This is a genomic window from Yoonia sp. SDW83-1, assembly GCF_046762885.1.
Lineage (GTDB): Bacteria > Pseudomonadota > Alphaproteobacteria > Rhodobacterales > Rhodobacteraceae > Yoonia.
Genome location: NZ_JBKQXO010000010.1, coordinates 178,033 through 201,277 on the forward strand (window position 1 = coordinate 178,033; position 23,245 = coordinate 201,277).

Sequence of the window (23,245 nt, forward strand, 5' to 3'; positions counted from 1 at the left end):
TTGTCCGACGTTTTGCCGACAGCCTTTTCATCAATCAAATCCCAAGAGTTCGAAGATCTCCCGATCCGGCAGCGGGGCGGGGGCCAGCGGCTCTGTCCCGTTCCAAAGGGTCTCTGCCAGACGGATGTATTCCTTGCGGACCTGAACGATGTCTTCCTCATCATCCATCTCGAAAAGTGTTTTCTTTTTCAGACGGCTACGGCGGATCGCATCCAGATCGGGCATATGGGCAATGCGGTTGAAGCCCACCGTCTTGCAATAGCGATCCACCTCATCGGTGTCCTTGCTACGGTTCGCCACACAACCCGCAAGACGGACCTTGTAATTCGCCGATTTCGCCTGCACCGCCGCAATGATCCGGTTCATCGCGTAGATGCTGTCAAAGTCATTCGCTGTCACGATCAAAGCGCGATCCGCGTGCTGCAAAGGGGCTGCAAACCCGCCGCAAACCACGTCACCCAGCACGTCGAAAATGACCACATCGGTGTCTTCCAAAAGGTGATGTTGCTTCAGCAATTTCACAGTCTGGCCAACGACATAACCGCCACAACCGGTCCCCGCGGGCGGCCCACCGGCCTCCACGCATTTCACCCCGTTGAAGCCGTCAAAGATGAAGTCCTCGGGCCGCAATTCCTCGGAATGGAAATCAACCTCTTTCAGGATGTCGATCACGGTCGGCACCAGCGTGCCCGTCAGCGTAAACGTGCTGTCATGCTTGGGATCACATCCGATCTGCAACACACGCTTGCCCAGCATCGAAAACGCGGCCGATAGGTTGGACGATGTGGTCGATTTCCCAATGCCGCCCTTCCCGTAAACCGAAAACACCTTCGCGCCTTCGATTTTCGCATCGTCCGGCTGATGAACCTGAACTGATCCTTCACCATCCAGACCCTTGAGGTCGGGTACATTGTCCTTGGGGCTCATTAGAGCCTCCTTTCCGTTGAATTCATTGTGAAAAAGGTCATTCTGCTGCTACCCCTTCCATCCGGTCTTCCAGCGCATCCGCTGCGTCTTGCAGCGCTGCCAGTGTGTCCTCATCCGGTGCCCAGTAGTCGCGATCCGAAGCTTCTAGTAGCCGGTTTGCCATGCGCATCGACGCTTGCGGGTTCAGCGCCGCCAGGCGTTCGCGCATCGCGTCATCCAAGACGAAAGTCTCAGACAGGCGCTGATACACCCACGGCTCCACCTCGCCCGTGGTTGCCGACCAGCCCATCGTATTGGTCACATGTGCCTCGATCTGGCGCACGCCTTCATGGCCGTGGTTTAACAAAGCCTCGTAGAATTTGGGGTTCAGGGACCGGCTGCGCGTTTCCAGCGCCACCTGATCCTGCAGGGTCCGCACCTTAGCCGAACCGCGGGTCTGGTCGCCGATATAGACCGGTGCGCTGACGCCGCCCTTGGCGCGCCGTACCGCCCGGGAAATACCGCCCAGCGTGTCGAAATAATGGTCGACCGTGGTCACACCCAATTCGACGGACTCAAGGTTCTGATAGGCCAGATCGACATCTTTTAGTGCTTTTTGCAGCAGCGCGGGGTTCTGTGCCGCCTTGCCGTTGACGCCATAGGCAAAGCTCTTGCGCGCCTCGTAGGCATCGGCCAGTTCATCCTCATCCCCAAAGGCTGAGCTATCGACCAGTTGATTGACGTTGGACCCATACGCACCTTCGGCGTTGGAAAAGACCCGCAGCGCCGCCATTTCCAGATCGCATCCCATCTCGCGAGCGTAGGTCAGTGCGTGGGCACGGATAAAGTTCTGTTCAAGCGGTTCATCGGCTTGGGCACATTTCAAAGCGGCTTCGGCCAGCATGCGCGTCTGCAACGGCAGCAGGTCGCGGAAGATGCCGGACAGGGTCATCACCACGTCGATCCGGGGGCGGCCAAGCTTTTTCAGCGGGATCAGGTCAGCGCCGGACAGACGCCCGAAACTGTCAAACCGGGGCACGGCACCCATCAACGCGAGGGCCTGCCCGATGGGGCCGCCATCGGATTTGATGTTGTCCGAGCCCCACAGCACCAGCGCCACGGTGCGCGGGATGGCGTCGTGGGTTTTCAACAGCAGATCGGCCTGTTTGGCCCCTTCGGCGATGGCAAAGGCGGTCGGCATCCGGAACGGATCAAAGGCGTGGATATTGCGGCCTGTCGGCACAATCTCGGGCGACCGGATCAGGTCGCCACCGGGGACCGGCGCGATGTAATGGGCCGACAACGCGCGCATCAGCGCGGGCAGTTCGTGATCTGCCTTCAGCAACTCCACGGCGCGGTCCCGCGCCTCGCCTTCCGGCATCAGCCGCATCATGTCGGCCCTGGCAGCAGCGGACAGCGGCCGCCCGACGACGTGCAGACCTTCGGTGATCAGCGCGCCTTCGGTTTCGGCCAGTTTCAGCCACAGCGCGTCGATATTGCGGGCATTCATGTCCACCGCGTTGGCCTGATCGCGGATCAGCTGTTCCAGATCGCCGCGCTGATCGTCATCAGCAGGCATTTCGCGCCAGCGGGTCAGGCTGTCCTTTAGTTCGGCCAGTCCTTTGTAAAGACCGGCGGTGGTCAATGGCGGCGTCAGATGGGTGATGGTCACCGCGTTCGACCGGCGCTTGGCCAGCGTCGCTTCTGACGGGTTGTTGGCAGCGTAGAGATAAACGTTCGGCATTTCGCCGATCAGGCGGTCGGGCCAATCCGCAGCCCCCATGCCTGCCTGTTTGCCGGGCATGAATTCCAGCGCGCCATGCATCCCGAAATGCAGCAGGACATCGGCCTGATATGTATCGCGGAGCCAGTCGTAGAAGGTCACAAACGCATGGGTCGGGGCGAAGCCGCGTTCGAAGAGCAGGCGCATCGGGTCGCCTTCGTAGCCAAAGGCAGGCTGGACACCCACGAAGACATTGCCGAACTGATGACCCAGCACGTAAACGCCGCGCCCGTCGGACTGGAGTTTGCCGGGGGCCGGGCCCCAGACCGCCTCAACCTCGGCCAGATGTTTGGATGTGCGCACGATGGTGTCTGCATCCACATGGGCGGCCACGTTGGCCTGCTGTCCATATTGTGCAGCGTTGCCCTGCAGGATGGCCGCGCGCAGATCGTCCACGGTTTCGGGCACATTGACAGTGTAGCCATCAGCACGCATCGCGGTCAGCGTGTTGTGCAGGCTTTCAAAGACGCTGAGATAGGCGGCTGTGCCCACGGCACCCGCATTGGGTGGGAAGCCGAACAGCACAACCCCGACCTTTTTGTCGGCGTTCTGCTTGCGCCGCAGGGTGGCCAGCCGCAGAGTTTTTTCGGTCAGGCTGTCGATCCGCTCGTGACAGGGGGCCATTGCCTTGCAGTCAGACTGGCCGGTGCAGGCCATGGCGCAGCCATTGCAGCCCGCATCGCCATGGCGCCCTGCGAATACTGTGGGGTTTGTGGCGCCGTCAATCTCTGGCAGGGCGACAAGCATGGTGGTTTCGATGGGGCCGAGGCCCTGCGCGCTGGCGGCCCATTGGCCAAGCGTCTGGAATTCCAGCGGTTGGGCGGCGATGTAGGGCACATCAAGCGCCTGCAGCAGGCCGACTGCGGCGGCGCTGTCATTATAGGCGGGGCCGCCGATCAGGGAAAACCCGGTGAGTGAGACCAGCGCATCGACTCGACCCTGAAAATAGGTTTCGATGGCGGGTCGCCCGTCAAGACCGCCGGCAAAGGCCGGGATGACGCGCATGCCTCGCGCCTCGAACGCGCGGATGACCGCATCGTAATGGGCGCAGTCCGACGCCAGCACGTAGGAGCGCAGCATCAGCACGCCGATTGTGGCCACGGGGGTCGCCGGACCGGGCAGGTCGGCCATATCGGTGACGATGTGATGACCGGGCAGGTCAGGGTGATAAAGCCCGACATCAGGGTATTCGATAGGCGCAGCGGCCTTGGCCCCGCGCCAGTCGGGCCGGTTGGCATAGCGCCCGATCAGGAAGCGGATTAGCTGTTCGACATTATCGTCGGACCCGCCCAGCCAGTATTGCATGGACATGAACCAGGCGCGCAGATCCTGCGCCTTGCCGGGGATCAGTTTCAGGATCTTGGGCAGGCGGCGCAGCATCCGCATTTTCTTGGCGCCGCTTTCGGTCGATGGCTTGGATGAACCACGCAGCTTTTTCAGGAACGCCATGGCGCCGCTGGCGGGCTTGCCCATATCCAGATCGCCCATGCGGGTCAGTTTGACGATTTCCGCGTCGGCGATCATGCCGATCATCGCATCGCATGCATCGCGGCGGGCCTCCATGGCGGGCAGGATGGCGCGGATATGTTCCTCAAGGAACAGCAGGTTGGCGATGATGATGTCGCCTGTCGCGATGGCCTCTTTCGCTTCGGCCAGTGCTTCGGGGCTTTCGCCCCATTCGGCAGAGGACAGCACCTGCACCTCAAGCCCCGGGAAATCGGGGGCGAGGCGGGCAGACACACGCAACGCAGGCCCCGCGGCATGCGCATCCAGCGTGACGATCACCACGCGGTAGGGCTTATGCATCACCTCATCGCGCATAATGGGCCTTTGCCTCGTAAAGTGTGTCGAGGCTGATTTCGTGCAGCCCCTTTTCCAATGCGAAGGTTTCGGTGTTCCGGCGGGCCTTGCCGCGCACGAAAAATGGTATCTTCTTGAGTTCCTTTTCGGCGTCGGACAGCCAGATGATGTTATCGTCCTGCGGCTGCGGTGTTGGCGTTTCGACCTCATCAACCCGCGCCTTGGCCTTGCCGCCGTGGTGGCTTGGCCCTGCGTCGTCGTGGAATTCGAAATCGTCGCGGAACATGGTCAGCAGGTGTTCCTCAAGCCCCATGACAAGCGGATGGATCAGCGTATCGAAGATAACATTTGCGCCCTCGAACCCGACCTGGGGGGAGCAGCGCGCAGGATAGTCCTGTACATGGACTGGGGCCGATATGACCGCACAGGGAATGCCCAGACGCTTGCCGATATGCCGTTCCATCTGGGTGCCGAGGATCATTTCGGGGCTGAGCGCCTCGATCGTTTGTTCCACTTCCAGATAATCGTCGGAGATCAGCGCCTCGACACCGTATTCCTTGGCCAGCGCCCGGATCGGTCGCGCCATTTCGCGGTTGTAGCAGCCGATGCCGACGACCTCGAAACCCATCTCGTCCCGGGCGATGCGGGCATGGGCGGCCACATGGGTGCCGTCACCGAAGATGAACACGCGCTTGCCGGTCAGGTAGGTGCTGTCCACGGACCGCGACCACCATGGCATCCGCAGGCGGCTTTCGTCCGGCTTGCAGGGCAGGCCGGTGATTGTTGCGACCTCCGCGATGAAATCGCGGGTCGCGCCGACGCCGATTGGCACGATCTTTGTAAAAGGCTGGCTGTGAGTTTTTTCCAGCCAACGCGCGGCGCTTTCGCCGGTTTCTGGCGATAGCAGCACGTTGAAATGGGCGGCGGGCAGCCGGGCGATATCGGCGGGTGTAGCGCCAAGCGGTGCCACAACATTCACGTCGATCCCTAGGTCGGACAGTAGCCCGGTGATTTCTTCCACGTCATCGCGATGACGGAAACCAAGGGCTGTCGGCCCAAGGATATTGCAAGTCACCCGCGCGGTGCGGTCCTGTGGCTGGGCCAGATGTTTGACGATCTGGTAGAATGTTTCATCCGCGCCGAAGTTTTCCTTGCGCTGGTAGCTGGGCAGTTCCAGCGGGATGACCGGAATGGACAGGCCCATGGTTTCGGCCAGTCCGGCGGGATCGTCCTGGATCAGTTCCGCCGTGCAGGACGCACCGACGATGATCGCCTGCGGATCGAAGCGGTCGACGGCCTCCTGACAGGATTGCTTGAAGAGCGTGGCGGTGTCCGACCCCAGATCGCGCGCCTGGAATGTCGTGTAGGTGACCGGCGGGCGGTGGTTGCGCCGTTCGATCATGGTGAACAACAGGTCGGCATAGGTATCGCCCTGCGGGGCGTGCAGGACGTAGTGCAGGCCTTTCATTGCCGTGGCAACACGCATGGCGCCGACATGCGGCGGGCCTTCATATGTCCAGACGGTCAATTTCATTCCGCGGCCTCCAGTTGGAGGACCGATTTGCGGCGGAGTGGTCGCGAGAAGAGACCGGCGAGGTCGCCCGCCTGTTCGTAGAAATGCACCGGAGTGAAGACCAGTTCGATCGCCCATTTGGTGGACAGCCCCTCGGCCTCAAGCGGGTTGGCAAGACCCAAGCCGCAGACGGTCAGATCAGGACGGGCGGCGCGAGCGCGTTCCAATTGTTTGTCCACATCCTGTCCTTCGGAAATCTGCGGACCGGCTGGCAGCAGATCAAGGTCGGGACCATGCAAGGCGTCATGGATGTAGGGGCTGCCGACCTCGACTGCTGTCATGCCGCATTCGCGGGTCAGGAACCGGGCAAGGGGGATTTCAAGCTGGCTGTCAGGGAAGAAGAAGACGGATTTGCCGCGCAACGCCTCTGACGCTTGCGCGATGGCCTTGCGGGCGCGGGCGCGGGGGGCAGCGGTAACGGTTTCGAACGTGGCCTCGCTCACGCCGAATTCACTGGCGATGGCGCGCAGCCAGGCGGTTGTGCCTTCGTCCCCGAACGGGAATGGCGCGGCGATATGTCGGGCGCCGCGCCGTTCCAATGCGGCATGAGTGTCGCCAAGGAAGGGTTGGGTCAGAGCGAAGACGGTGTTGGGTCCGACGGCGGTCATGTCATCGATCCTGCGCGCGGGGAGAAGCCGGACCGGGCCGATACCCAGATCGGCGAGTAGGCCAAGCATCTGGTCCTCGACCACGTCGGGCAGCGCGCCGACAACCAGCAATTCGCGGGCGGTCGTGTCTTTCAGCACCGGCACCATGGAGGCCAAACAGGCATCTTCGCCTTGTGTGAATGTGGTTTCGATCCCTGAGCCGGAGTAATTCAGCACCCGGACATGGGGCGCATGAAACTGGCTAAGCCGTTCTGCGGCGCGGGCCAGATCGATTTTGATCACCTCGGAAGGGCAGGAGCCGACAAGGAAAAGCTGCCGAATGTCAGGGCGGCGGGCCAGAAGCCGCGACACCTCGCGGTCCAGTTCCTCATGTGCGTCGGCAAGGCCAGCCAAATCTGATTCTTCCAGAATCGCCGTCCCGAATCGTGGCTCTGCAAAGATCATCACGCCTGCCGCCGATTGCAGTAGGTGGGCGCATGTGCGCGAACCGACGACGAGGAAGAACGCGTCCTGCATTTTGCGGTGCAACCAGATGATCCCGGTGAGGCCGCAGAACACCTCGCGCTGGCCCCGTTCCTTGAGCACGGGGGCAGCGCGGCAACCGCCGTTGGCGGGGGTGAGGGGGACGTTCATTTGCGGGCCTCCGCATCGAGCCGGGCCATGCGCAATTTCCAGACAAACTGGGCGGCGTTGATGACGTAGGCGGCATAAGCGGCAAGGGCGAGGTACATCAGGCCAGCTGGCGATAGAGCGTCGGAGAATAGGGCGAAAATATACAGCAAATGCAATGCGATAACGGCGAAGCTGAATACGTCCTCCCAGAAGAAGGAGGGCGCGAATAGATATTGCCCAAAGACCACTTTTTCCCAGATCGCGCCGGTGACCATGATGGTCAGCAACACGGCTGTCTTGATCACGATGGACAGCGTCGCGGCGTCGTATCCCGCGCCGGTCCAAAGGTAGCGGATTACCAATGCGAGAGAGACGAGGAAGACGGCAAATTGTAGGGGAGCCAGAATGCCCTGAACCAGGGTCCATTTTGTGGCGTCGCGTCGCGCCCGTTCGGCATCTGTGTAAAGACGATTTCCCGCCGGTTTTTGCAGTGGCCGATTGGTCGCCGTTTCTGCGCTCGCAATTGACATGTAAACTGCCCCTGACAATCCCATGTGTCTAGACTAGGTGTCATTTAGGCCAGGTGTCAACTTTAACTTACACAATGGTCCTGTTGATTATGCACTTGCGGGCGGTTGCCGAGTAACAACGTTTATAAGTTAAAAAACAGATGCTTAAATGGTTTTTGACCTCGCTAATGATCAAATATGTCAATTTGCTTTGACATTATACCTCCTGCAACCGACAATATCTTACAATGCTGCAATTTTTGCCCCTACTGCGCAGATTCAGCAAAAGGATGCGTGGATGCCCGATCGTCGGAACATAGACGCCAAAGCGCGAAATGACGTGCCAGAGCGGCAGACCGGAAGGACTGCGGCGCGGGCGGCTATGGCAGTCGTTCGCGACGTTCCGCGACATCTTGATCCTGTTATTCTCGACGACCTGCATCAGGCCGCACTGAGTGCGGATCGTCAGGCCTGCAGCCACGTCCTCGTGCGTGCGCTCGCCAATGGGGTGCGTCGCGAGGACATCGCGGATTTCTATATTCCCGGCGTGGCCCGCCGTATGGGAGACGAATGGTGCTCTGACGAACTTGGCTTTGCAGGCGTCACTATCGGTGTGTCCCGTCTGCAGTCAATGTTGCGCGAGTTGGGCCCGGACTGGTCCGGTGACCAATCCGCCGATCCGGCAGCACCGTCCATCATGCTGCTTGTCCCTCAAGAAGTTTATCACACGCTGGGGGCGATGGTTCTGGCCGGACAACTGAGGCGCATTGGCCTGTCCGTCAGGATGATGCTGGGTGCGCGCGCAGAAGAGGTTGCAGAACGGATGCAACGCACTAAATACGACGCGGTATTCATATCATCGTCACAAGGCGAAACGCTTGAATCGCTTCGCCGGATCGTCGATGTTGTGAAAACTGCGACAGATCAGCCACCCCCGGTCGTTGTTGGGGGGTCGCTGCTGGAGGTCGAATCAAAAGAAGATGTGACGGCACTGACGGGCGCTGACTATGCGACAATACAAGTATACGAGGCCCTGAAATTTTGCGGTTTAAACACAACGCCACTCAACAGCGTGCCCACGATGCGCAGGACCTGAGCAGTGATACGGGTTCTATACTTAGTGCGTCTGATATGACATCGCGGGGAACAAAATACTGGAGCAGTGGCGCCATCCCATTGATAGCGCCAGAGATACTGGGCGATATCATTGCCGAGGTCGCTGATTTGGGCATTGTGATCTCGGACTCTGGCATAGTGTTGTCCGTTCTTGTCAGCCCGACAAACGAAACATTTCAGAAGCTGGAGCGCTGGGAAAATAAGGATATCCGCAGCGCACTGACAATTGAAAGCGTGTCTAAGTTTGACAGCAGGTTGGCCGCGTTTCTTGATGGTGCGAGCCCAATTCGGCCGGTCGAACTGAACCATTCAGATGATGTAGGGCGCTGGGAATTTCCGGTGCGGTACAGTTTCCATCGTATCGGTCCTGATGGTGCGATCCTGATGTTGGGCCGCGATTTGCGCCCGATCGCCGAGATGCAGCAACAACTGGTGAAGGCGCAACTCGCGCTGGAGCGCGATTACGAGGTGCAGCGTGAATATGACACGCGTTTCCGCGTATTGATGGATAGCACTGCCGATGCGGTGATTTTTGCATCTGTTCAAACCGGTGAAATTACCGAGGCGAACCCGGCCGCCGCCTCTCTCTTGGGCCGATCCAGAGAGGACCTGATCGGTACAGCAGTCGCGCTTTGTTTCGAAGGACGTAAGCGGGGTGATCTGATTGATAGCCTGACGACCCAGGCGATTTCTGATCGCGATGACCCGGTAAAGACGGTGCTGCGCGGGAGTGGGCAGGCGGTCAACCTTTTGCCAACGTTGTTTCGGGCTGCGGGTGAACGGGTCCTGTTGTGTCGGATCGCTCCGTTGGACGAAAAGAACATGCGGGCAGACAACCTGACACAAAATGTAAAGAGCTTGTATGTCAACGGCCCTGAAGCGATCATTTTTACATCCGACGCTGGCGATGTCTTGTCCGCCAATGATGCGTTTCTTGATCTGATTGACGTTGCCCATGATGTGAATTTGCGCGGGCGCAACCTGTCGGATTACCTGCAACGAGGCAGTGTTGATCTTAAGGTCATGATGGAAAATGCCGCTCGGACCGGTCGGATGCGAATTTACACGACCAAGATCGCCGGTGAATATGGTAGCCCCCGGTCGGTCGAGCTATCGGTAACGAAACTGCAGGCCGGGCAGCATACCGTCTTTGGCTTTGTGGTGCGCGATGCGAACCACGCCGAAACAAGCCGCAATCCGGCAAAAGCGGGCGACGACGAAAGTATGCAGTCCGTGGTTGAACTGGTGGGCAGCGCAACGCTTCGTGATATTGTGGCCGAAACCACCAATGTTGTCGAAAAGATGTGTATCGAAACAGCACTTGAACTGACGATGAACAACCGCGTGGCAGCTGCTGAGATGCTCGGCCTGTCGCGTCAGTCACTTTACGTCAAGCTGCGCAAGTTTGATATAATGAGCCGTGACAGCACCACCGACGAATAACTGGCGTCGTCCCACTTTTCCAAGGTCCGGCTACTCCTCCAGCAATCCCTCAAGGTAGCTGCCATACGCATTCTTTGCATAAAGCGCCGCTTGGGCCAGAAGCTGGTCGCGACTGATCCAGCCCTTCTGGAAAGCGATTTCTTCCGGGCAACCGGTTTGCATGCCCTGACGCGATTGCAGGGTACGCACGAAGTTTCCGGCGTCCAACAGGCTGCCATGGGTGCCGGTATCCAGCCACGCGAAGCCGCGGCCCATGCGTTCAACCGTCAAGGTTTCTTCATTCAGATAGGTTTCAAGGAGTGATGTAATTTCAAGCTCACCCCGCGCTGAGGGGGTGATACCACGCGCCCGCTCGGGCGCAGTTTCATCCAGAAAGTAGAGCCCGGTGACCGCATAGGACGAAGGCGGCGTTTCAGGCTTTTCAACAATTTGGGTGACCCGGCCATCCGCATCCATCCCGACAACACCATATCGTTCCGGGTCCGACACATGATAACCAAAGACTGTGCCACCACTGGGCCGCTGGTCTGCGGCGAGCAGCAGTTCGGGCAACCCATGGCCAAAAAAAATGTTATCACCCAGCACCATCGCAGACGGTTGACCGTCAAGAAAAGCCTCACCCACTAGGTAAGCCTGCGCCAAACCTTCGGGTTTCGGTTGGATCAGATAGGTCAGGTTCACCCCCCACTGCGCACCATCGCCGAGAAGGTTCTGAAATTGCGCCTGATCTTCGGGGGTCGTGATAATCCCAATCTCGCGAATGCCGGACAGCATGAGCACTGACAACGGATAATAGATCATCGGCTTGTCGTAGATCGGCATCAATTGCTTCGAAATCCCCTTGGTGATCGGAAACAACCGTGATCCGGTTCCACCAGCAAGGATCAGGCCTTTGCGTTGTTTCATGACTGAATCTCCTTGATAATCTGGTCGAGAGCGGCACCCCAATCGGGCCGCTCAATGCCGAATTCAGCCTTGGTGCTGGTACAATCCAGCCGCGAATTCAGGGGGCGGGCGGCGGGCGTGGGATAATCGGTTGTGTCGATATCCTGCACCGTCACCCGGTGGCCGCTGCGGGAAAAAATGGCTCGGGCAAAATCCGCCCAACTGACATCCGGCGTTCCGGTCAGATGGTAAACCCCCGCCTTCCCGGGTCCGTTCAGAAGCGTCTCAGCCATTGTCAGGCAGGCATCGGCGATAGCGGCGGCCGGGGTCGGGCCGCCATGTTGATCGGCCACGATCTGCAGCGTGTCACGGCTTTCGGCCAGTCGCAGCATGGTGGTCACAAAATTCTTGCCCTTTGCGTCAAAAACCCACGATGTCCGCAAGATAATCGCTGATCCACCAGCCGCATTCACAGCGACCTCGCCAGCCAGTTTGCTATGGCCGTAGGCGCTGAGTGGACCGGTCGGGTCGTCCGGTTTCCATGCCGGGCCCAAGGTGCCGGGAAAGACATAGTCGGTCGAGATATGGATAAACGGCAGATCCCTTGCGGCAGCGGCCCTTGCCATGGCACCGGGCGCATCAGCATTGATCACATGCGCCTTTTCCTGTGCTTCTTCTGCCGCATCAACGGCAGTCCAGGCTGCGGCATTGATGACGGCATCAGCATCCGTGTTTTCGATCAGCAGGGCGCAGCGGGCCGGGTCAGACAAATCCGCGGCTTGTCGGTCATGTTGAACGATATCGACATTACGCAGCGATGCCTGCGCTGCCAAGGCCCGGCCTACCTGGCCGCTTTGTCCGAAGACAAGAACCTTCATTTGCTTTGCCCAAGCCGGGTGCCGACGCCATCACGGCTTTGAAGTGGTTCCCACCAGGCTTGATTTGCCAGATACCAGTCGACCGTTTCTTCCAACCCCTGCTGCAAGGTATGCGCCGGGGTCCAGCCCAGTTCGGTCCGAATGCGCGAGGGATCAATAGCATAACGTTGGTCATGGCCGGGCCGGTCGATCACATGGGTGATCAGATCAGCATGCGGCGCGCCATCTGGTCGGCGGTCATCCAATATCCGGCACAAGGTCTGCACGATATCGATGTTCTTCGCCTCAGCCTCGCCGCCGATGGCATAGGTTGCACCCGGTTCCGCCTTAGTCAGTACCAGCAGCAACGCTTCTGCGTGGTCTTCCACATGCAACCAATCCCGCACGTTCAGGCCCGCACCGTAGATCGGCAGCGGTTTACGCGCCAGCGCATTCAGAATGGTGACAGGGATCAGCTTTTCAGGGAATTGGCGTGGGCCATAGTTGTTCGAACAATTGGTCAGGACGATCGGCAATCCGTAGGTCTCGTGCCATGCCCGGACCAGGTGGTCGCTGCCTGCCTTACTCGCCGAATAGGGCGACCTGGGGTCGTAACGGGTTTCTTCATCAAACTTGCCCGTTTCGCCAAGGCTCCCAAACACCTCATCGGTCGAAATGTGATGGAACCGGAATGTATCCGGTCGCCCCTTTGCCTCCCAAAGGCTCCGCGCCGCATCCAGCATGTGAAACGTGCCCATAACGTTGGTTTGGACAAACGTTTCCGGGCCGTCGATAGACCTGTCCACATGGCTTTCGGCGGCCAGATGCATGACGGCATCGGGTTGGTGGGTCTCAAAAACCCTGTTCAGGGCGGGACGGTCGCAGATATCGACCTTTTCAAAGGTGTAACGCGGGTCACCGGCCACGTCATCCAGACTGGCCAGACATGCGGCATAAGTCAGACAATCGACATTGACGACCTCATGGCCCTTCGCCAAGGCCGCTTTGACCACGGCTGATCCGATGAACCCGGCGCCGCCGGTGACAAGAATTTTCATGATGCGCCTTTCGGGTCGGAATAGATGAATGGGCTGTCGAGATCTGCAAAACGACCAGCAGCCGCATCCTTGTCGGACAGGATCGCCTTGTCAGTAGCGATCCCCCAATCGATATTCAGGTCAGGATCATCAAACCGCACGGCACCCTCTGCGGTTGGGGCATAGACGGCGGAGCATTTATACAGCACTTCGGTATGCGGCGCGCGGGTCACAAACCCATGCAAAAAACCCTCCGGGATGAAAATCTGCCGACCGTCCTCTGCAGAAAGATCAACGCCCACCCAATGCCCATAGGTGGGCGAACCACGGCGGATATCGACCGCAACATCCCATACCGCGCCGGCGACAACCCGCAGCAACTTGGCCTGACCGTGTGGCGGGCTTTGGAAATGCAGACCGCGCACCGTGCCAACATCTCGGCTGATCGAATGATTGTCCTGTACGAAAGTCTGGACCAGGCCATGTTCAGCCCAGGTGGCTTGATTGTAGGTTTCGCAAAATGCACCGCGATTGTCACGAAACCAGCGTGGGGCAATGACCTTGACGCCAGGCAGTGCTGTTTCTTCAATCATAGCACCTGACCCTCATGAAATAACTTCTACTCTTAATCACCCTCTTAGGGGATCATATCGGGCAATTCCATATTACAATGTGCTTTTGGGCACCGGTGCGCCGATGGGTTCAGCGCCGGGCCTTGAACTCCCGCCCCAGTGACAAGGTGATCAGCGAAGACTCAGCACGCCCAACCGTGTCTTCGTCGCGGATTGTATAGCCAATCGTGCTGTTCAGATCCCAGTTCTCGGTCAGCGCATAGCTGTAGCTGGCGGTCAAATCCGTGCGTTCCACCCGGTTTTCGGCGCTGCTTTCCTCTGACACAACAAATGACGCACCCAAATTCAGGCTGGAAGCAGGATTGACGACATATGTGTAATAGGCCGCTGCCTGGGACCGACGGCGAGTGTCAGCGTCGGTATCGACGGTGACAGTCCGGTTCAGGCGAAACAGCAGACGGCTGGTCGGCAATTCGCGTGTCCAGTCAAGCGAGCCAACCATTTCTACATCATCGTTTTCAGGTTGTGTCACACCCAGCGTTGCCGCAAGACTTCCCGTAGGCAGTTCCAAACTGCGCCCAATGACAAAGGTCAGAATTTCATCACCCGCCACGTCGCGGCTGGCATCGAAGCTGAGCGTCAGATCGCCATTTGGCATGTCGTAGCCAAAATCCAGACCACCTGTCAGCCCCGATGTTTCGGCATCGCCAATAGTTTCCTCGGTCTCGGTGCGCTCGGTCCCGATCGTTGCGCCGAAGGTCGCGCGCGGCGAAATCTCGTAAATCAGACCAGCATCAATATTCCAGGTGGTGATGCGTGTCTCGGTCGCATCATCTTCCTCTGTCCGGGAATATCGCAGTGCTCCGGTTCCGGTCATCACTGGCGAAATCCGCAGCGTTGTTAAAAGACCGACATTAGCGCTTTCGATATCTTCGAGATCAGGATCGCTTGCATCTTCATATTGCGTCCCGCTTGCACCCAGATCGAGCTGAAACTGCAGCGGGGCACTGGTTCCAACGACTAGCGACCCGGCGACGGCATAACTGGTGCGCTCACCTGTCCCGACCAGATCCGTGAAATCGTCGGGCAAATCCAGTACGCCGTCATCACCTACAAAATCGCTGAGCAATGGCAGCGTATCAATGTCGCGCCTGACGTAATTGGCTGACAGCTCCAGCGAACTGTTCGCACCCTCGCGTGTGTAACCAAAGGTGAGTGCGGGCGATTCAAACGCGCTTTCGGTTTCACCATCCACATCTTCAATGCGAAAGGTGCTTTCAGCGTCAAAACTCAGCCTTTGGGTCCGCGTTTCGGTCACCAACCCATAAGATAGTCGCGTGGCAAGGGTCGTACGGTCACCGTCTGCGGGGATGCTCAGGGCGGGATTGCGACCAAGCTCGATACCTTGTTCGATGCCGAATGTGGTCTGGATGCCGCCCGCCTCTTGGGCAAGGGCGGGCGCAAGGGTCAGGCAGACCACCCCGCCGATACCAGTACGCAGGACAAATTTGACGGCCACCATCTTGCCCCTTGTTATTCGAACAACCGCCGCTGCGGCACGATAATCACATCACCATCGGCCATAATGGTCGAGGTCCCGACACCGGCACCAAGTTCAACGTCGTTGTAATTCAGCGTGTAGACCTGTTCACGACCGGTACGCGCTGTCCGCAGCTGGATGCGCTTCGTCGCTGCGAACTGCGTAAATCCACCCATTTCCGCAAGAAACTGCAGGATGGTTGTTCCGGGTTCGATCTCACGTTTGCCAGGTTCGGTAACCTCACCCATGACGTAGACATCGATGGTGATAGGCTCACGTGGTTCAATCTCGGCCAGAAAGCTCAGGCCAACATAAACATTTGGCGGTTCCGCAAAACTGGGCGCAAGCCCGTCACGGATGGTCGCACGAATTTGTGCAAGCGTCCGACCGCCAGCCCGAACAGTGCCGACAAATGGCACGCTCACACGGCCATCGGGCAACACCAGAAGTTCGCGGTTCAGGCTGCTGTCTTCAAGAACCTCGAGTTGCAGGATATCGCCGCTCCGAACCCGGTAGTCACTTTGCGCCGAAGCCGTGATTGCCAACAAGGGGAAAGCCACCAACGTGGCGAATAATACGCGCAGGAATGTCATCATAAAGATCCCTTTAGCCCACCCATTCAGGGCATTTTTATATTCACTTCGAAGTGTAAACTTCTATTTCCAAAGCATAAAGCAAAACATCGACAGATCGTCTGATCGCCCGATTTGCGTATCACTGGTGCAACGATTTGTACTGATTTGACCCTTAATCGTGATCAATTCAACGCATGGTTGCGGCAATTTCAACCGAAGTCCCGGTTCAAGCAATCGACCTTGCAGACTTCGCAAATCATAGCGCAAATGGGTTGAGGATACAAATTGTCATACTTGGTTGGTCACCGGGATCAATTAATCCGACAGCCAGGCACGATCTGATTTGCGCGGACAAAAATGTCCCATGACCGGCTGCTCGCACATAATACAAAGTCATCGGTCAGCTTGCCCCGCAGGGCGGGACCAACATATGTATCGGTCTGCGCCCCACGCCCCAGCATCACGATATCCGCCTCTGGCGGGATGGGACGGTTTGCGGCCAGTTCGGGGGCATTGGGTCGGGGCCACAAGGGATAGCCCGGCACCGGTCTGGCCATTCGTGCGAATTCGAACGACACGCCATTGTCAGCAATGATACCCAGTCGGCTGTCCAATTCTAGCGCCGTAAGTTCAGCCATTCCTTCCGACAACATCTGATATTGCGATAACTGACCGTTCTCGGTCCCGTCCTCAGGAACGCTGAGGTAATCCCGATAAGGTCCTTGCGTAATTGTAGCGCTGGACCGGTTGGCATAGCCTTCCAAATGTGCGCCGGCCAGATTGGCCAGATGAGGCATGGCGAAGGCTGCAAGAACGACCAGCGCCATCAAATCCAGAAATGGTGCTGTAATGTCAGCACGGTTCTTTGCCAGCTCGGCAAGGCAGATCAGCGCGATACAGACTGCGGGCAGGGCAAGTTGGCCCAGATTGCCGCCGCCACCCATGGTCGTGGCCATGCCAATTCCTGCACCGACGACGATCAGCATGCCAAGCACAGCACGTAGTCCGGCCCATTCATAACGCAGCGCCGTGATGACAGCCCCGAGTACAGCAACCAAAGCGATGGGCTGGGCCAGAATGATCTGCACTGCCTTGCGCAACAGTGCAAAAACCTGTGCGTCATCCCGTGCGCCTACATTTGCATTGATATAGGCATGCGCTGCGAGGAACCGCTGCGCACCCGGATCAATGACTAAAACAAGCGCAACTGTCGCCACCGCGACGCCAGCCGCTGCAGCCCAGCGCGCCTGAATGAAAAGCCCCAGCAAGACCGCAGGTCCAAGGATGGTAAATGGCGATTTTGTGTAGGCTGCCGCAACGACGATTGCACCGACCAGCGCACCGAGACAGATTTCGCGCAGGATTGATCCACTAGGGAAGGTCAGGAACAGCGCGCAAAGGATCATCAACACAAAACCAACCCGATTATACAGGAACGAATGCGCCGACCAGATACGTGTCACGGACTGATCTACCTCAAGCGGGTGCAGGGTAAAAAGCAGTGTCGCAATCAGCAGTATGATGGCCAAAATCATGTTGCCGGACACGCGCCGCCAGCAGATCGCCATCGCGGCAGCGCTCGCGGCAACAAACATCATCAGTGTGGCTTGATGATAGGCATGAACCGATGGCTCAAACAGCCACATGGCCAGGGCCAGCCAACTGGATATGAAACCGCCATAAAAATGGCCAAAGTCGATGGCCGGTTCCAGCCCGCTATAGACCCGCCAGCCCGCGCCAAGAATAAAGCTCGTATCGCCGAAATGATGTGTGTCGTAGACGATGATCTGCGTGCCAATCAAGGCCAGTACCACATAGGCAAAGATCGAAAGACCCAGACCAAGCGCAATAGCAGTGCGCAGTGATGGCAGGCCGCGCATCAGTCAAACCATTTGTGAAACGTATAGTAGCTGGATTGGTGGTGCATGCCCAACCGCGCCCAGACCTTTTGAACTGCGTAGTTGTTGATCTGGGTGGACAGGATCACCTCACTGGCACCCCTATCGCGGGCGGTAGAGAATCCGCGGGTCAGCAAACTGGCGTAAATGCCCGACCGCTGATAGTCCGGCTGCACGCCGCTGAGCACCAGTTCGAACTGAGCGTCGTTGTTGCGGCGTAACGTGACAAACCCCACGACAGTATCACCGTCGACAACCACAACGGCTGTATCATCGCCTGTCATATGCCGCACCGAGTTTTCCGCCCACTCAACATAAGCCGCATCAGCTTGCCTAGAATCCAGCCGTGGGTCTGTATGATAATGACCCATGTAACCTTCGAAGGCCGTTCGCGATACCTGCGCCACAGCATCGGCATCTGCAGCGGTCGCCAGGCGCAGGGTGTAGTCATGGCGTGGTTCAGGTTCTGACCAGGAAACATCAAGCTTGCGACCGTAATAGACCAGTGCATCCATCAGCCGGTAGCCATCATCCTCAAGCGCATGCACCTGCGCCAGATCGCCCGCATCAATACGTGTGCTGATCATCTGTACGCCGTGTGCCATAGCGGCAGCATTGACGTCTTGCAGCGGGGCATTTGCGTCAATCCGCTTCGCGCAGGTCACACCAAAACGTTTGGTTTCAAGGGCGTTGATCTCAATCGGCATAGTGCTTGGTCCCCTGGCCGAATTTGAACAAGGTCAGGCAGGAATAGATCACGATCGCCGCTAGGACCGTGGTGATGATCTGGGCGACAGCCGGGTGTAACCACATGATCAGCACCCACATGCTGGCCATCGAAAACACAAGGCCGATTCCGTAAGACACCAGAAACCGGGGCAGGTCCTGCCGGTGATCACTGGTGGATCGAAAGCTCCAGCTACGGTTGGCGATATAGCTGATGGTCAGGCCAAGGATATACACCATACCAGAGGCGAGAACCGGCCAGATGTCGATGGCGATCAGGCCAAGGAAAACCAGAAAACAAAACAGGTTGCTGGCGATCCCGACAATGCCGTATCGCCCGAACCGCGCCACCTGTTCCTGCGCTACCATTTGCGGTTTGCCTGCACGGGCTCTGGCGTAAACTCCACCACTTCGCCCGAGATCGTTTCGCAATCGATCAGGATGCGTGGCCGTTGCTGCACCTCTGCAAAGACACGGCCCAGATAGAACCCGTGCACGCCCAAAACCGCCAAGATCAGCCCCGACAAAAACCAGACCGATAAGATGATACTGGTCCAGCCGGGCACGGTGAATGCGTTGACTGACCATGCAATCAGGATCAGCACCGAAAACCCGGCCGACGCCGTGCTAAAGAGGAGACCAACAATCACGCTCAGTTTCAGCGGTCTGTCCGAGAACCGGATGATGATGGCCACCGCAAGCCGCATCAGGCGCAGCAAATTGTAAGAGCTTTCGCCAGCGGCCCTGTCAGACCTGTCGAGAACATAAAACCCGCGTTTCTGACTGGTCAGCGCCACCATGACTGGCAGAAACACCTCTTGTTCCCGAAACTGTAACAGGATGTTGACCAGCCTGCGGCTATAGATGCCGAAATTGCCCACATTGTTGTTCAGCCGAACGCCAACAAGCGTGTCAATGAACCAATAGAAGAACCGCGATGCCGCGCGCCGGAACCAGCTGTCTTTCCATTTGCCGCGCTCGACCACGACGGCCTGTAATTCCGGATCTTCTTTCGCCTGTTCCAGCAGCGCGGGAATGATCGCCGGGTCGTCCTGCAGGTCACAGTCGATCACAGCGACCCAGTCGCCCTTGGAGGCCTGTAAACCCGCCCAGATCGCCAAATGTTGCCCGTGATTGCGCGACAGCCGCACGCCGCGCACACGGCTATCCAGTGCCGACAGTTCGCAGATGGTAGGCCAAGGATCGTCCGGTCCCCGATCATCGACAAGGATCAGTTCCCAGTTCAATCCGGTCTCTGACAGCGCATGCCGGACAGCATCAGCAAGTGCCTCAAGGCAGTCGGTGCACCCGTAGACTGGTGTAACAACGCTGATCATTCCCTTGTCTGAGGTCATGGGTTTTCCTCAAAATAGTCGAGCGCGGCACTCAGCACATGTTCGATATTCGCGCCAAGGTCGAAATACATGGGCAGCCTGACAAGCGTATCCGAAATGTCATTGGTTACGGTCATGTCACCATGGGCGCGCCCGTATGTTTTGCCCGCTGGCGCGCTGTGCAAAGGGACATAGTGGAAGGGCGTGATGATCTCTGCGGCCTTCATATGCGCGATAAATGCAGTGCGGTCTGCCAGATCGCGCATGATGAGGTAGAACATATGCCCATTACCGGTCACCAGGTTGGCATGGCGGGGCAGTTGCACGCGGCCCTGCTGTTCCAGATCGGTGAATACGTCGCGATAATGGTTGCAGACCGCAAGACGGCGGGTGTTGATGACATCGGCCGTTTCCAGCTGCGCACACATGTAGGATGAGATCAATTCGCCCGGCAGGAAAGATGACCCCATATCGACCCAGGAATACTTGTCGACTTGACCGCGGAAGAACTTTGACCGGTCCGTTCCTTTTTCGCGGATGATCTCGGCCCGTTCGATCAGATCGGGGCGCATAATGGTCAGCGCGCCGCCTTCGCCGCTGATGATATTCTTGGTTTCGTGAAAGCTGAACGCGGCCATGTCACCAAGGCTGCCGGCCTTTCGACCCTTGTAAGTGGACCCCAGCGCCTGGGCGGCATCTTCGACCAGTAGCAGGTCATGCGCTTCTGCGACCTCTGCCAATGCATCCATATCCGCTGGATATCCTGCGTAATGCACCGCGAAAATCGCTTTGGTCCGGGGGGTCACAGCTGCGGCGACCTCGGCCGGGTCAATGTTCAATGTGTCGCGTTCAATATCGACAAAGACCGGCACCGCCCCGCGCAAGACAACCGCATTGGCCGTTGATACAAAGGTGTAGGACGGCATGATTACCTCGTCCCCTGGGCCGAGGTCGCATAAAATGGCGGACATCTCGAGTGCTGCTGTACAGGAGTGGGTCAAAAGCGCCTTTTTTGCGCCTGTCATATCCTCGATCAGGGTTTGGCAGCGCGCAGTGAAATACCCATCGCCGGCCAATTGGCCGCGCTGGATGGCCTCGCGGATATAGGCGATTTCGTTACCGATCAGTGTAGGTCGATTAAATGGAACAGGCGCCATATCCGTCCCCTTAAACAGGTTTCGCAGTCACAGCATCGGACATGCGGCAGGTGCCCAATTCCTGTATAGGCACAACCATTCTGACTGCGAATAACGCGCAAAAGAACTTCATAAAAATATTCCTCATCACCCTGTTATAATCAGGGCACTCAATAAATATAGCACCTACCGTAACCTCCCTGCACCAAAGCATAAAGCAAAAATCGCTTGCGAGCCGGGATTGGTGGTTTTCAGGTTCAGTGGAAGCAAGGAAAACCGCTGGTTACGGATACGTCAACGCCCTATACCAGCGCGCAGAAATAATCGACTAAGGGTCTTTCGAGGATCGCAGGGCAGACTAATGGCAGGACAGACATTATGCGCATAGGGTTGGTGACACCGGCCTGGCCTGGCGGCAAGCATGCGAACGGTATCACAACAACAGTTGTGTATCTGGTCGAAGGCTTGGAAGCCTTGGGGCACGAGGTGACGGTGATCCCACTATCACCGGACAGCGATGAAGATCCGCGCTGTATCCCGCTACCGGAAAACCGCCGCCCGACCTTGCAGGAACGTGCAACAGCTGCATTTGGCCTAGGCGAACCAATGCACCAGCGTTTTGCTGAACGGATCGTAGGGGCGGCTCGTACAGCAATCGACACGCGCAGCATCGAAGTGCTGGTGATGGAAGAGACCCAAGGCTGGGCGGGTATCGTGCAACAGATGCTGCCGATCCCCGTGATCGTGACGTTACATGGCCCGTGGTTCATCCAGACATCACTGCAAAGCCAACCGGTGTCCAAATCAGAACGCCGCCGGGAGCAGCGCGAGGCGCGGGCGTTTCGAGAATGTGCTGGTCTGACCGCCCCGTCACAACATGTGCTTGATATGACACGTGCGCAGATTGCTGACCTGACCTCGAAGCAATCGGTCATTCACAATCCGATCCGCGTGAAGGACCCAGTGGATTACGACAGACTGAATAACCAGCAGCGCAAAAGCATCCTATTTGTAGGGCGACATGATCTCCGCAAAGGTGCAGACATATTGTTGCAAGGATTTGCCGATCTGATCGCAGGTGGAGCGGATGCATATCTGACCTTTGTCGGGCCGGATAGCGGCGTGACACAGGCCGATGGCTCGATCAGGATGTTTCCCAAGGCTCTGGCAGCGCTGAATAGTGATGCGCGGGGCCGCATCACGTTTCTGGGCAGTCAAAGCAAGGAACAGATCGACAGCTTGCGGCAGCAACATGCGATCGCTGTCGTCACTTCGCGCTACGAAACCTTCGGCTATGTGGTGCTGGAGGCGCTTGCTGCCGGGGCAGCTACGATCAGCACGGCGGCCGGTGGACCGACCGAGATCATACGGCATCAAAAAAATGGCCTGCTGATCCCGGTTGACGACGCGCAAGCTCTCACCGAGGCAATGCAAAAGCTGCTGAGCGAACGGGTATTGGCCGCGCAACTTGGCCGGGCGGGACGCGAAGATGTCGCCGCACGGTTTGCGCCGCGCGAGATTGCCGGACAATTGGTGACGTTCGCCCAGGATGTTGTCGCCGGGTTTCGCCCGCCAAAGCCCTAGATATCCTGCGGCAACGGAATTGCGTCGAGAAACTCAATGATAGCCGCCCGATATCCCGCGATTTCTGCTGATTGCGCAAGGAAGGCTGCAGCCAAAGGCGTCTGCCTCAATACAATGCGTCGCCAATGATGCAGGGCCAACAGGCGCACCACATATTGATCCGTTACGGATAACCCGTCGGGAACACCGCCCGCCAACAAACGGGCCAGTTCGGCACATGATCGGCGAAGATCCGGCGTCAGGATATCATCAATCACCCAATCAGGTATCGGATCTGTTTGAATACGTGCGCACATGACCTCCTGATCATTCTTAGGTGGCGTATCAGTGATCCACAGCCCCTTTTTCAGCAGAAGGCCGTGGCCATGGCCAACTGGCGCCGCCACCAGATACCACGGTGCGGATGTTTCAATTTGAGGGCTGTAGACCACTGCGCGAACCTTGTCGGTCTCCGCTCTTGCGTGATCGGTCATGGCATAATGGCTGATGCGTCCATCCCGGGTGGCGGTGACCCAACCATCCTTGCGCAGGCGGTGCAGGGCAACACGAAGCGCCTCTGATCGTATGTTGATCCTGCCCATCAGGGTGTTCAGCATTGGGCCGGATACCTGCATATCCGATTCCGACGCCAGATCACCCAGAAGTGTGACAAGAACAGACCAGACCTTGAGGTCGCCAAAATCCAGTAAATCCTGCCGTAGGGTTGTTATCGTGCGGGTCATCCCCGCACCCTAGGTCAGTTTGTCCGGGT

20 protein-coding genes are annotated in these 23,245 nt (G+C 58.1%); 3 read left to right on the top strand and 17 right to left on the bottom strand.

Features of this window, described 5'->3' with window-relative positions; translation table 11 throughout:
- Positions 1-30 precede the first annotated feature (30 nt).
- From bchL to bchF, 5 genes are read right to left on the bottom strand one after another with little or no spacing between them, the layout of a single operon-like run.
- Entirely contained in the window at positions 31-927 is an 897-nt protein-coding gene (gene bchL / locus ACFWW4_RS14540) for a ferredoxin:protochlorophyllide reductase (ATP-dependent) iron-sulfur ATP-binding protein (protein WP_393933874.1), read from the bottom strand.
- A gap of 37 nt (positions 928-964) precedes the next feature.
- Positions 965-4,510 carry a magnesium chelatase subunit H gene (locus ACFWW4_RS14545; protein ID WP_411891518.1) on the bottom strand — a complete coding sequence of 1,182 codons (3,546 nt, stop codon included), beginning with the start codon at positions 4,508-4,510 and terminating at the stop codon, positions 965-967.
- Positions 4,500-6,023: a ferredoxin:protochlorophyllide reductase (ATP-dependent) subunit B gene (gene bchB / locus ACFWW4_RS14550; protein WP_411891519.1), complete on the bottom strand. Its 1,524-nt coding sequence runs from the start codon at positions 6,021-6,023 to the stop codon at positions 4,500-4,502. Before bchB ends, ACFWW4_RS14545 begins: the two co-directional genes overlap by 11 nt.
- Positions 6,020-7,303 carry a ferredoxin:protochlorophyllide reductase (ATP-dependent) subunit N gene (locus ACFWW4_RS14555; RefSeq protein ID WP_411891520.1) on the bottom strand — a complete coding sequence of 428 codons (1,284 nt, stop codon included), beginning with the start codon at positions 7,301-7,303 and terminating at the stop codon, positions 6,020-6,022. The genes bchB and ACFWW4_RS14555 overlap by 4 nt, the downstream gene beginning before the upstream one ends.
- Positions 7,300-7,812: a 2-vinyl bacteriochlorophyllide hydratase gene (gene bchF / locus ACFWW4_RS14560; RefSeq protein WP_411891521.1), complete on the bottom strand. Its 513-nt coding sequence runs from the start codon at positions 7,810-7,812 to the stop codon at positions 7,300-7,302. The genes ACFWW4_RS14555 and bchF overlap by 4 nt, the downstream gene beginning before the upstream one ends.
- A gap of 277 nt (positions 7,813-8,089) precedes the next feature.
- Here bchF and ACFWW4_RS14565 point away from each other — a divergent pair, with 277 nt between their 5' ends.
- Together ACFWW4_RS14565 and ppsR are read left to right on the top strand one after the other, a co-directional pair.
- Positions 8,090-8,887, top strand: coding sequence for a cobalamin B12-binding domain-containing protein (locus ACFWW4_RS14565; RefSeq protein WP_411891522.1), 798 nt, complete (start codon positions 8,090-8,092; stop codon positions 8,885-8,887).
- Between the two features lie 35 nt (positions 8,888-8,922).
- Positions 8,923-10,350: a transcriptional regulator PpsR gene (ppsR, locus tag ACFWW4_RS14570; RefSeq protein WP_411891523.1), complete on the top strand. Its 1,428-nt coding sequence runs from the start codon at positions 8,923-8,925 to the stop codon at positions 10,348-10,350.
- A gap of 30 nt (positions 10,351-10,380) precedes the next feature.
- Here the strand turns inward: ppsR and rfbA are convergent, their stop codons facing one another.
- From rfbA to rffA, 11 genes are all read right to left on the bottom strand, one after another.
- Positions 10,381-11,256 carry a glucose-1-phosphate thymidylyltransferase RfbA gene (rfbA, locus tag ACFWW4_RS14575; RefSeq protein ID WP_411891524.1) on the bottom strand — a complete coding sequence of 292 codons (876 nt, stop codon included), beginning with the start codon at positions 11,254-11,256 and terminating at the stop codon, positions 10,381-10,383.
- Positions 11,253-12,113: a dTDP-4-dehydrorhamnose reductase gene (gene rfbD / locus ACFWW4_RS14580; RefSeq protein WP_411891525.1), complete on the bottom strand. Its 861-nt coding sequence runs from the start codon at positions 12,111-12,113 to the stop codon at positions 11,253-11,255. The genes rfbA and rfbD overlap by 4 nt, the downstream gene beginning before the upstream one ends.
- Complete coding sequence (rfbB, locus tag ACFWW4_RS14585; protein ID WP_411891526.1) at positions 12,110-13,150, bottom strand: dTDP-glucose 4,6-dehydratase; 1,041 nt, start codon at positions 13,148-13,150, stop codon at positions 12,110-12,112. Before rfbB ends, rfbD begins: the two co-directional genes overlap by 4 nt.
- Positions 13,147-13,722, bottom strand: a complete 576-nt coding sequence (rfbC, locus tag ACFWW4_RS14590) for a dTDP-4-dehydrorhamnose 3,5-epimerase (protein WP_411891527.1) — start codon at positions 13,720-13,722, stop codon at positions 13,147-13,149. Before rfbC ends, rfbB begins: the two co-directional genes overlap by 4 nt.
- A gap of 109 nt (positions 13,723-13,831) precedes the next feature.
- Positions 13,832-15,220: a hypothetical protein gene (locus ACFWW4_RS14595; RefSeq protein WP_411891528.1), complete on the bottom strand. Its 1,389-nt coding sequence runs from the start codon at positions 15,218-15,220 to the stop codon at positions 13,832-13,834.
- Between the two features lie 14 nt (positions 15,221-15,234).
- Entirely contained in the window at positions 15,235-15,834 is a 600-nt protein-coding gene (locus tag ACFWW4_RS14600) for a polysaccharide biosynthesis/export family protein (protein ID WP_411891529.1), read from the bottom strand.
- Positions 15,835-16,127: 293 nt separating this feature from the next.
- Positions 16,128-17,696 carry a hypothetical protein gene (locus ACFWW4_RS14605; protein ID WP_411891530.1) on the bottom strand — a complete coding sequence of 523 codons (1,569 nt, stop codon included), beginning with the start codon at positions 17,694-17,696 and terminating at the stop codon, positions 16,128-16,130.
- Positions 17,696-18,421 (bottom strand): GNAT family N-acetyltransferase, encoded by a 726-nt coding sequence (locus tag ACFWW4_RS14610; protein WP_411891531.1) that lies wholly within the window; start codon positions 18,419-18,421, stop codon positions 17,696-17,698. The genes ACFWW4_RS14605 and ACFWW4_RS14610 overlap by 1 nt, the downstream gene beginning before the upstream one ends.
- On the bottom strand, positions 18,411-18,809 hold the full coding sequence (locus ACFWW4_RS14615; protein WP_411891532.1) for a GtrA family protein: 399 nt from the start codon (positions 18,807-18,809) through the stop codon (positions 18,411-18,413). Before ACFWW4_RS14615 ends, ACFWW4_RS14610 begins: the two co-directional genes overlap by 11 nt.
- Positions 18,803-19,795, bottom strand: a complete 993-nt coding sequence (locus ACFWW4_RS14620) for a glycosyltransferase family 2 protein (protein ID WP_411891533.1) — start codon at positions 19,793-19,795, stop codon at positions 18,803-18,805. The genes ACFWW4_RS14615 and ACFWW4_RS14620 overlap by 7 nt, the downstream gene beginning before the upstream one ends.
- Entirely contained in the window at positions 19,792-20,931 is a 1,140-nt protein-coding gene (gene rffA / locus ACFWW4_RS14625) for a dTDP-4-amino-4,6-dideoxygalactose transaminase (protein ID WP_411891534.1), read from the bottom strand. The genes ACFWW4_RS14620 and rffA overlap by 4 nt, the downstream gene beginning before the upstream one ends.
- Positions 20,932-21,288: 357 nt before the next feature.
- Here rffA and ACFWW4_RS14630 point away from each other — a divergent pair, with 357 nt between their 5' ends.
- Positions 21,289-22,494: a glycosyltransferase family 4 protein gene (locus tag ACFWW4_RS14630; protein WP_411891535.1), complete on the top strand. Its 1,206-nt coding sequence runs from the start codon at positions 21,289-21,291 to the stop codon at positions 22,492-22,494.
- Here the strand turns inward: ACFWW4_RS14630 and ACFWW4_RS14635 are convergent.
- On the bottom strand, positions 22,491-23,216 hold the full coding sequence (locus tag ACFWW4_RS14635; protein ID WP_411891536.1) for a hypothetical protein: 726 nt from the start codon (positions 23,214-23,216) through the stop codon (positions 22,491-22,493). The two genes, ACFWW4_RS14630 and ACFWW4_RS14635, sit on opposite strands and share 4 nt — an antisense overlap.
- Between the last annotated feature and the right edge of the window lie 29 nt (positions 23,217-23,245).

Excerpts from the sequence above, each read along its gene's own strand:
- ACFWW4_RS14615 (WP_411891532.1), bottom strand. The coding sequence starts at position 18,809 with ATGGTAGCGCAGGAACAGGTGGCGCGGTTCGGGCGATACGGCATTGTC.
- ACFWW4_RS14635 (WP_411891536.1), bottom strand. The coding sequence starts at position 23,216 with ATGACCCGCACGATAACAACCCTACGGCAGGATTTACTGGATTTTGGC.
- ACFWW4_RS14555 (WP_411891520.1), bottom strand. The coding sequence starts at position 7,303 with ATGAACGTCCCCCTCACCCCCGCCAACGGCGGTTGCCGCGCTGCCCCC.
- bchB (WP_411891519.1), bottom strand. The coding sequence starts at position 6,023 with ATGAAATTGACCGTCTGGACATATGAAGGCCCGCCGCATGTCGGCGCC.
- bchL (WP_393933874.1), bottom strand. The coding sequence starts at position 927 with ATGAGCCCCAAGGACAATGTACCCGACCTCAAGGGTCTGGATGGTGAA.
- ppsR (WP_411891523.1), top strand. The coding sequence starts at position 8,923 with ATGACATCGCGGGGAACAAAATACTGGAGCAGTGGCGCCATCCCATTG.
- rfbA (WP_411891524.1), bottom strand. The coding sequence starts at position 11,256 with ATGAAACAACGCAAAGGCCTGATCCTTGCTGGTGGAACCGGATCACGG.
- ACFWW4_RS14630 (WP_411891535.1), top strand. The coding sequence starts at position 21,289 with ATGCGCATAGGGTTGGTGACACCGGCCTGGCCTGGCGGCAAGCATGCG.
- ACFWW4_RS14610 (WP_411891531.1), bottom strand. The coding sequence starts at position 18,421 with ATGCCGATTGAGATCAACGCCCTTGAAACCAAACGTTTTGGTGTGACC.
- rffA (WP_411891534.1), bottom strand. The coding sequence starts at position 20,931 with ATGGCGCCTGTTCCATTTAATCGACCTACACTGATCGGTAACGAAATC.
- ACFWW4_RS14600 (WP_411891529.1), bottom strand. The coding sequence starts at position 15,834 with ATGACATTCCTGCGCGTATTATTCGCCACGTTGGTGGCTTTCCCCTTG.
- ACFWW4_RS14545 (WP_411891518.1), bottom strand. The coding sequence starts at position 4,510 with ATGCGCGATGAGGTGATGCATAAGCCCTACCGCGTGGTGATCGTCACG.
- ACFWW4_RS14565 (WP_411891522.1), top strand. The coding sequence starts at position 8,090 with ATGCCCGATCGTCGGAACATAGACGCCAAAGCGCGAAATGACGTGCCA.
- rfbC (WP_411891527.1), bottom strand. The coding sequence starts at position 13,722 with ATGATTGAAGAAACAGCACTGCCTGGCGTCAAGGTCATTGCCCCACGC.
- rfbB (WP_411891526.1), bottom strand. The coding sequence starts at position 13,150 with ATGAAAATTCTTGTCACCGGCGGCGCCGGGTTCATCGGATCAGCCGTG.
- bchF (WP_411891521.1), bottom strand. The coding sequence starts at position 7,812 with ATGTCAATTGCGAGCGCAGAAACGGCGACCAATCGGCCACTGCAAAAA.
- ACFWW4_RS14605 (WP_411891530.1), bottom strand. The coding sequence starts at position 17,696 with ATGCGCGGCCTGCCATCACTGCGCACTGCTATTGCGCTTGGTCTGGGT.
- ACFWW4_RS14620 (WP_411891533.1), bottom strand. The coding sequence starts at position 19,795 with ATGACCTCAGACAAGGGAATGATCAGCGTTGTTACACCAGTCTACGGG.
- rfbD (WP_411891525.1), bottom strand. The coding sequence starts at position 12,113 with ATGAAGGTTCTTGTCTTCGGACAAAGCGGCCAGGTAGGCCGGGCCTTG.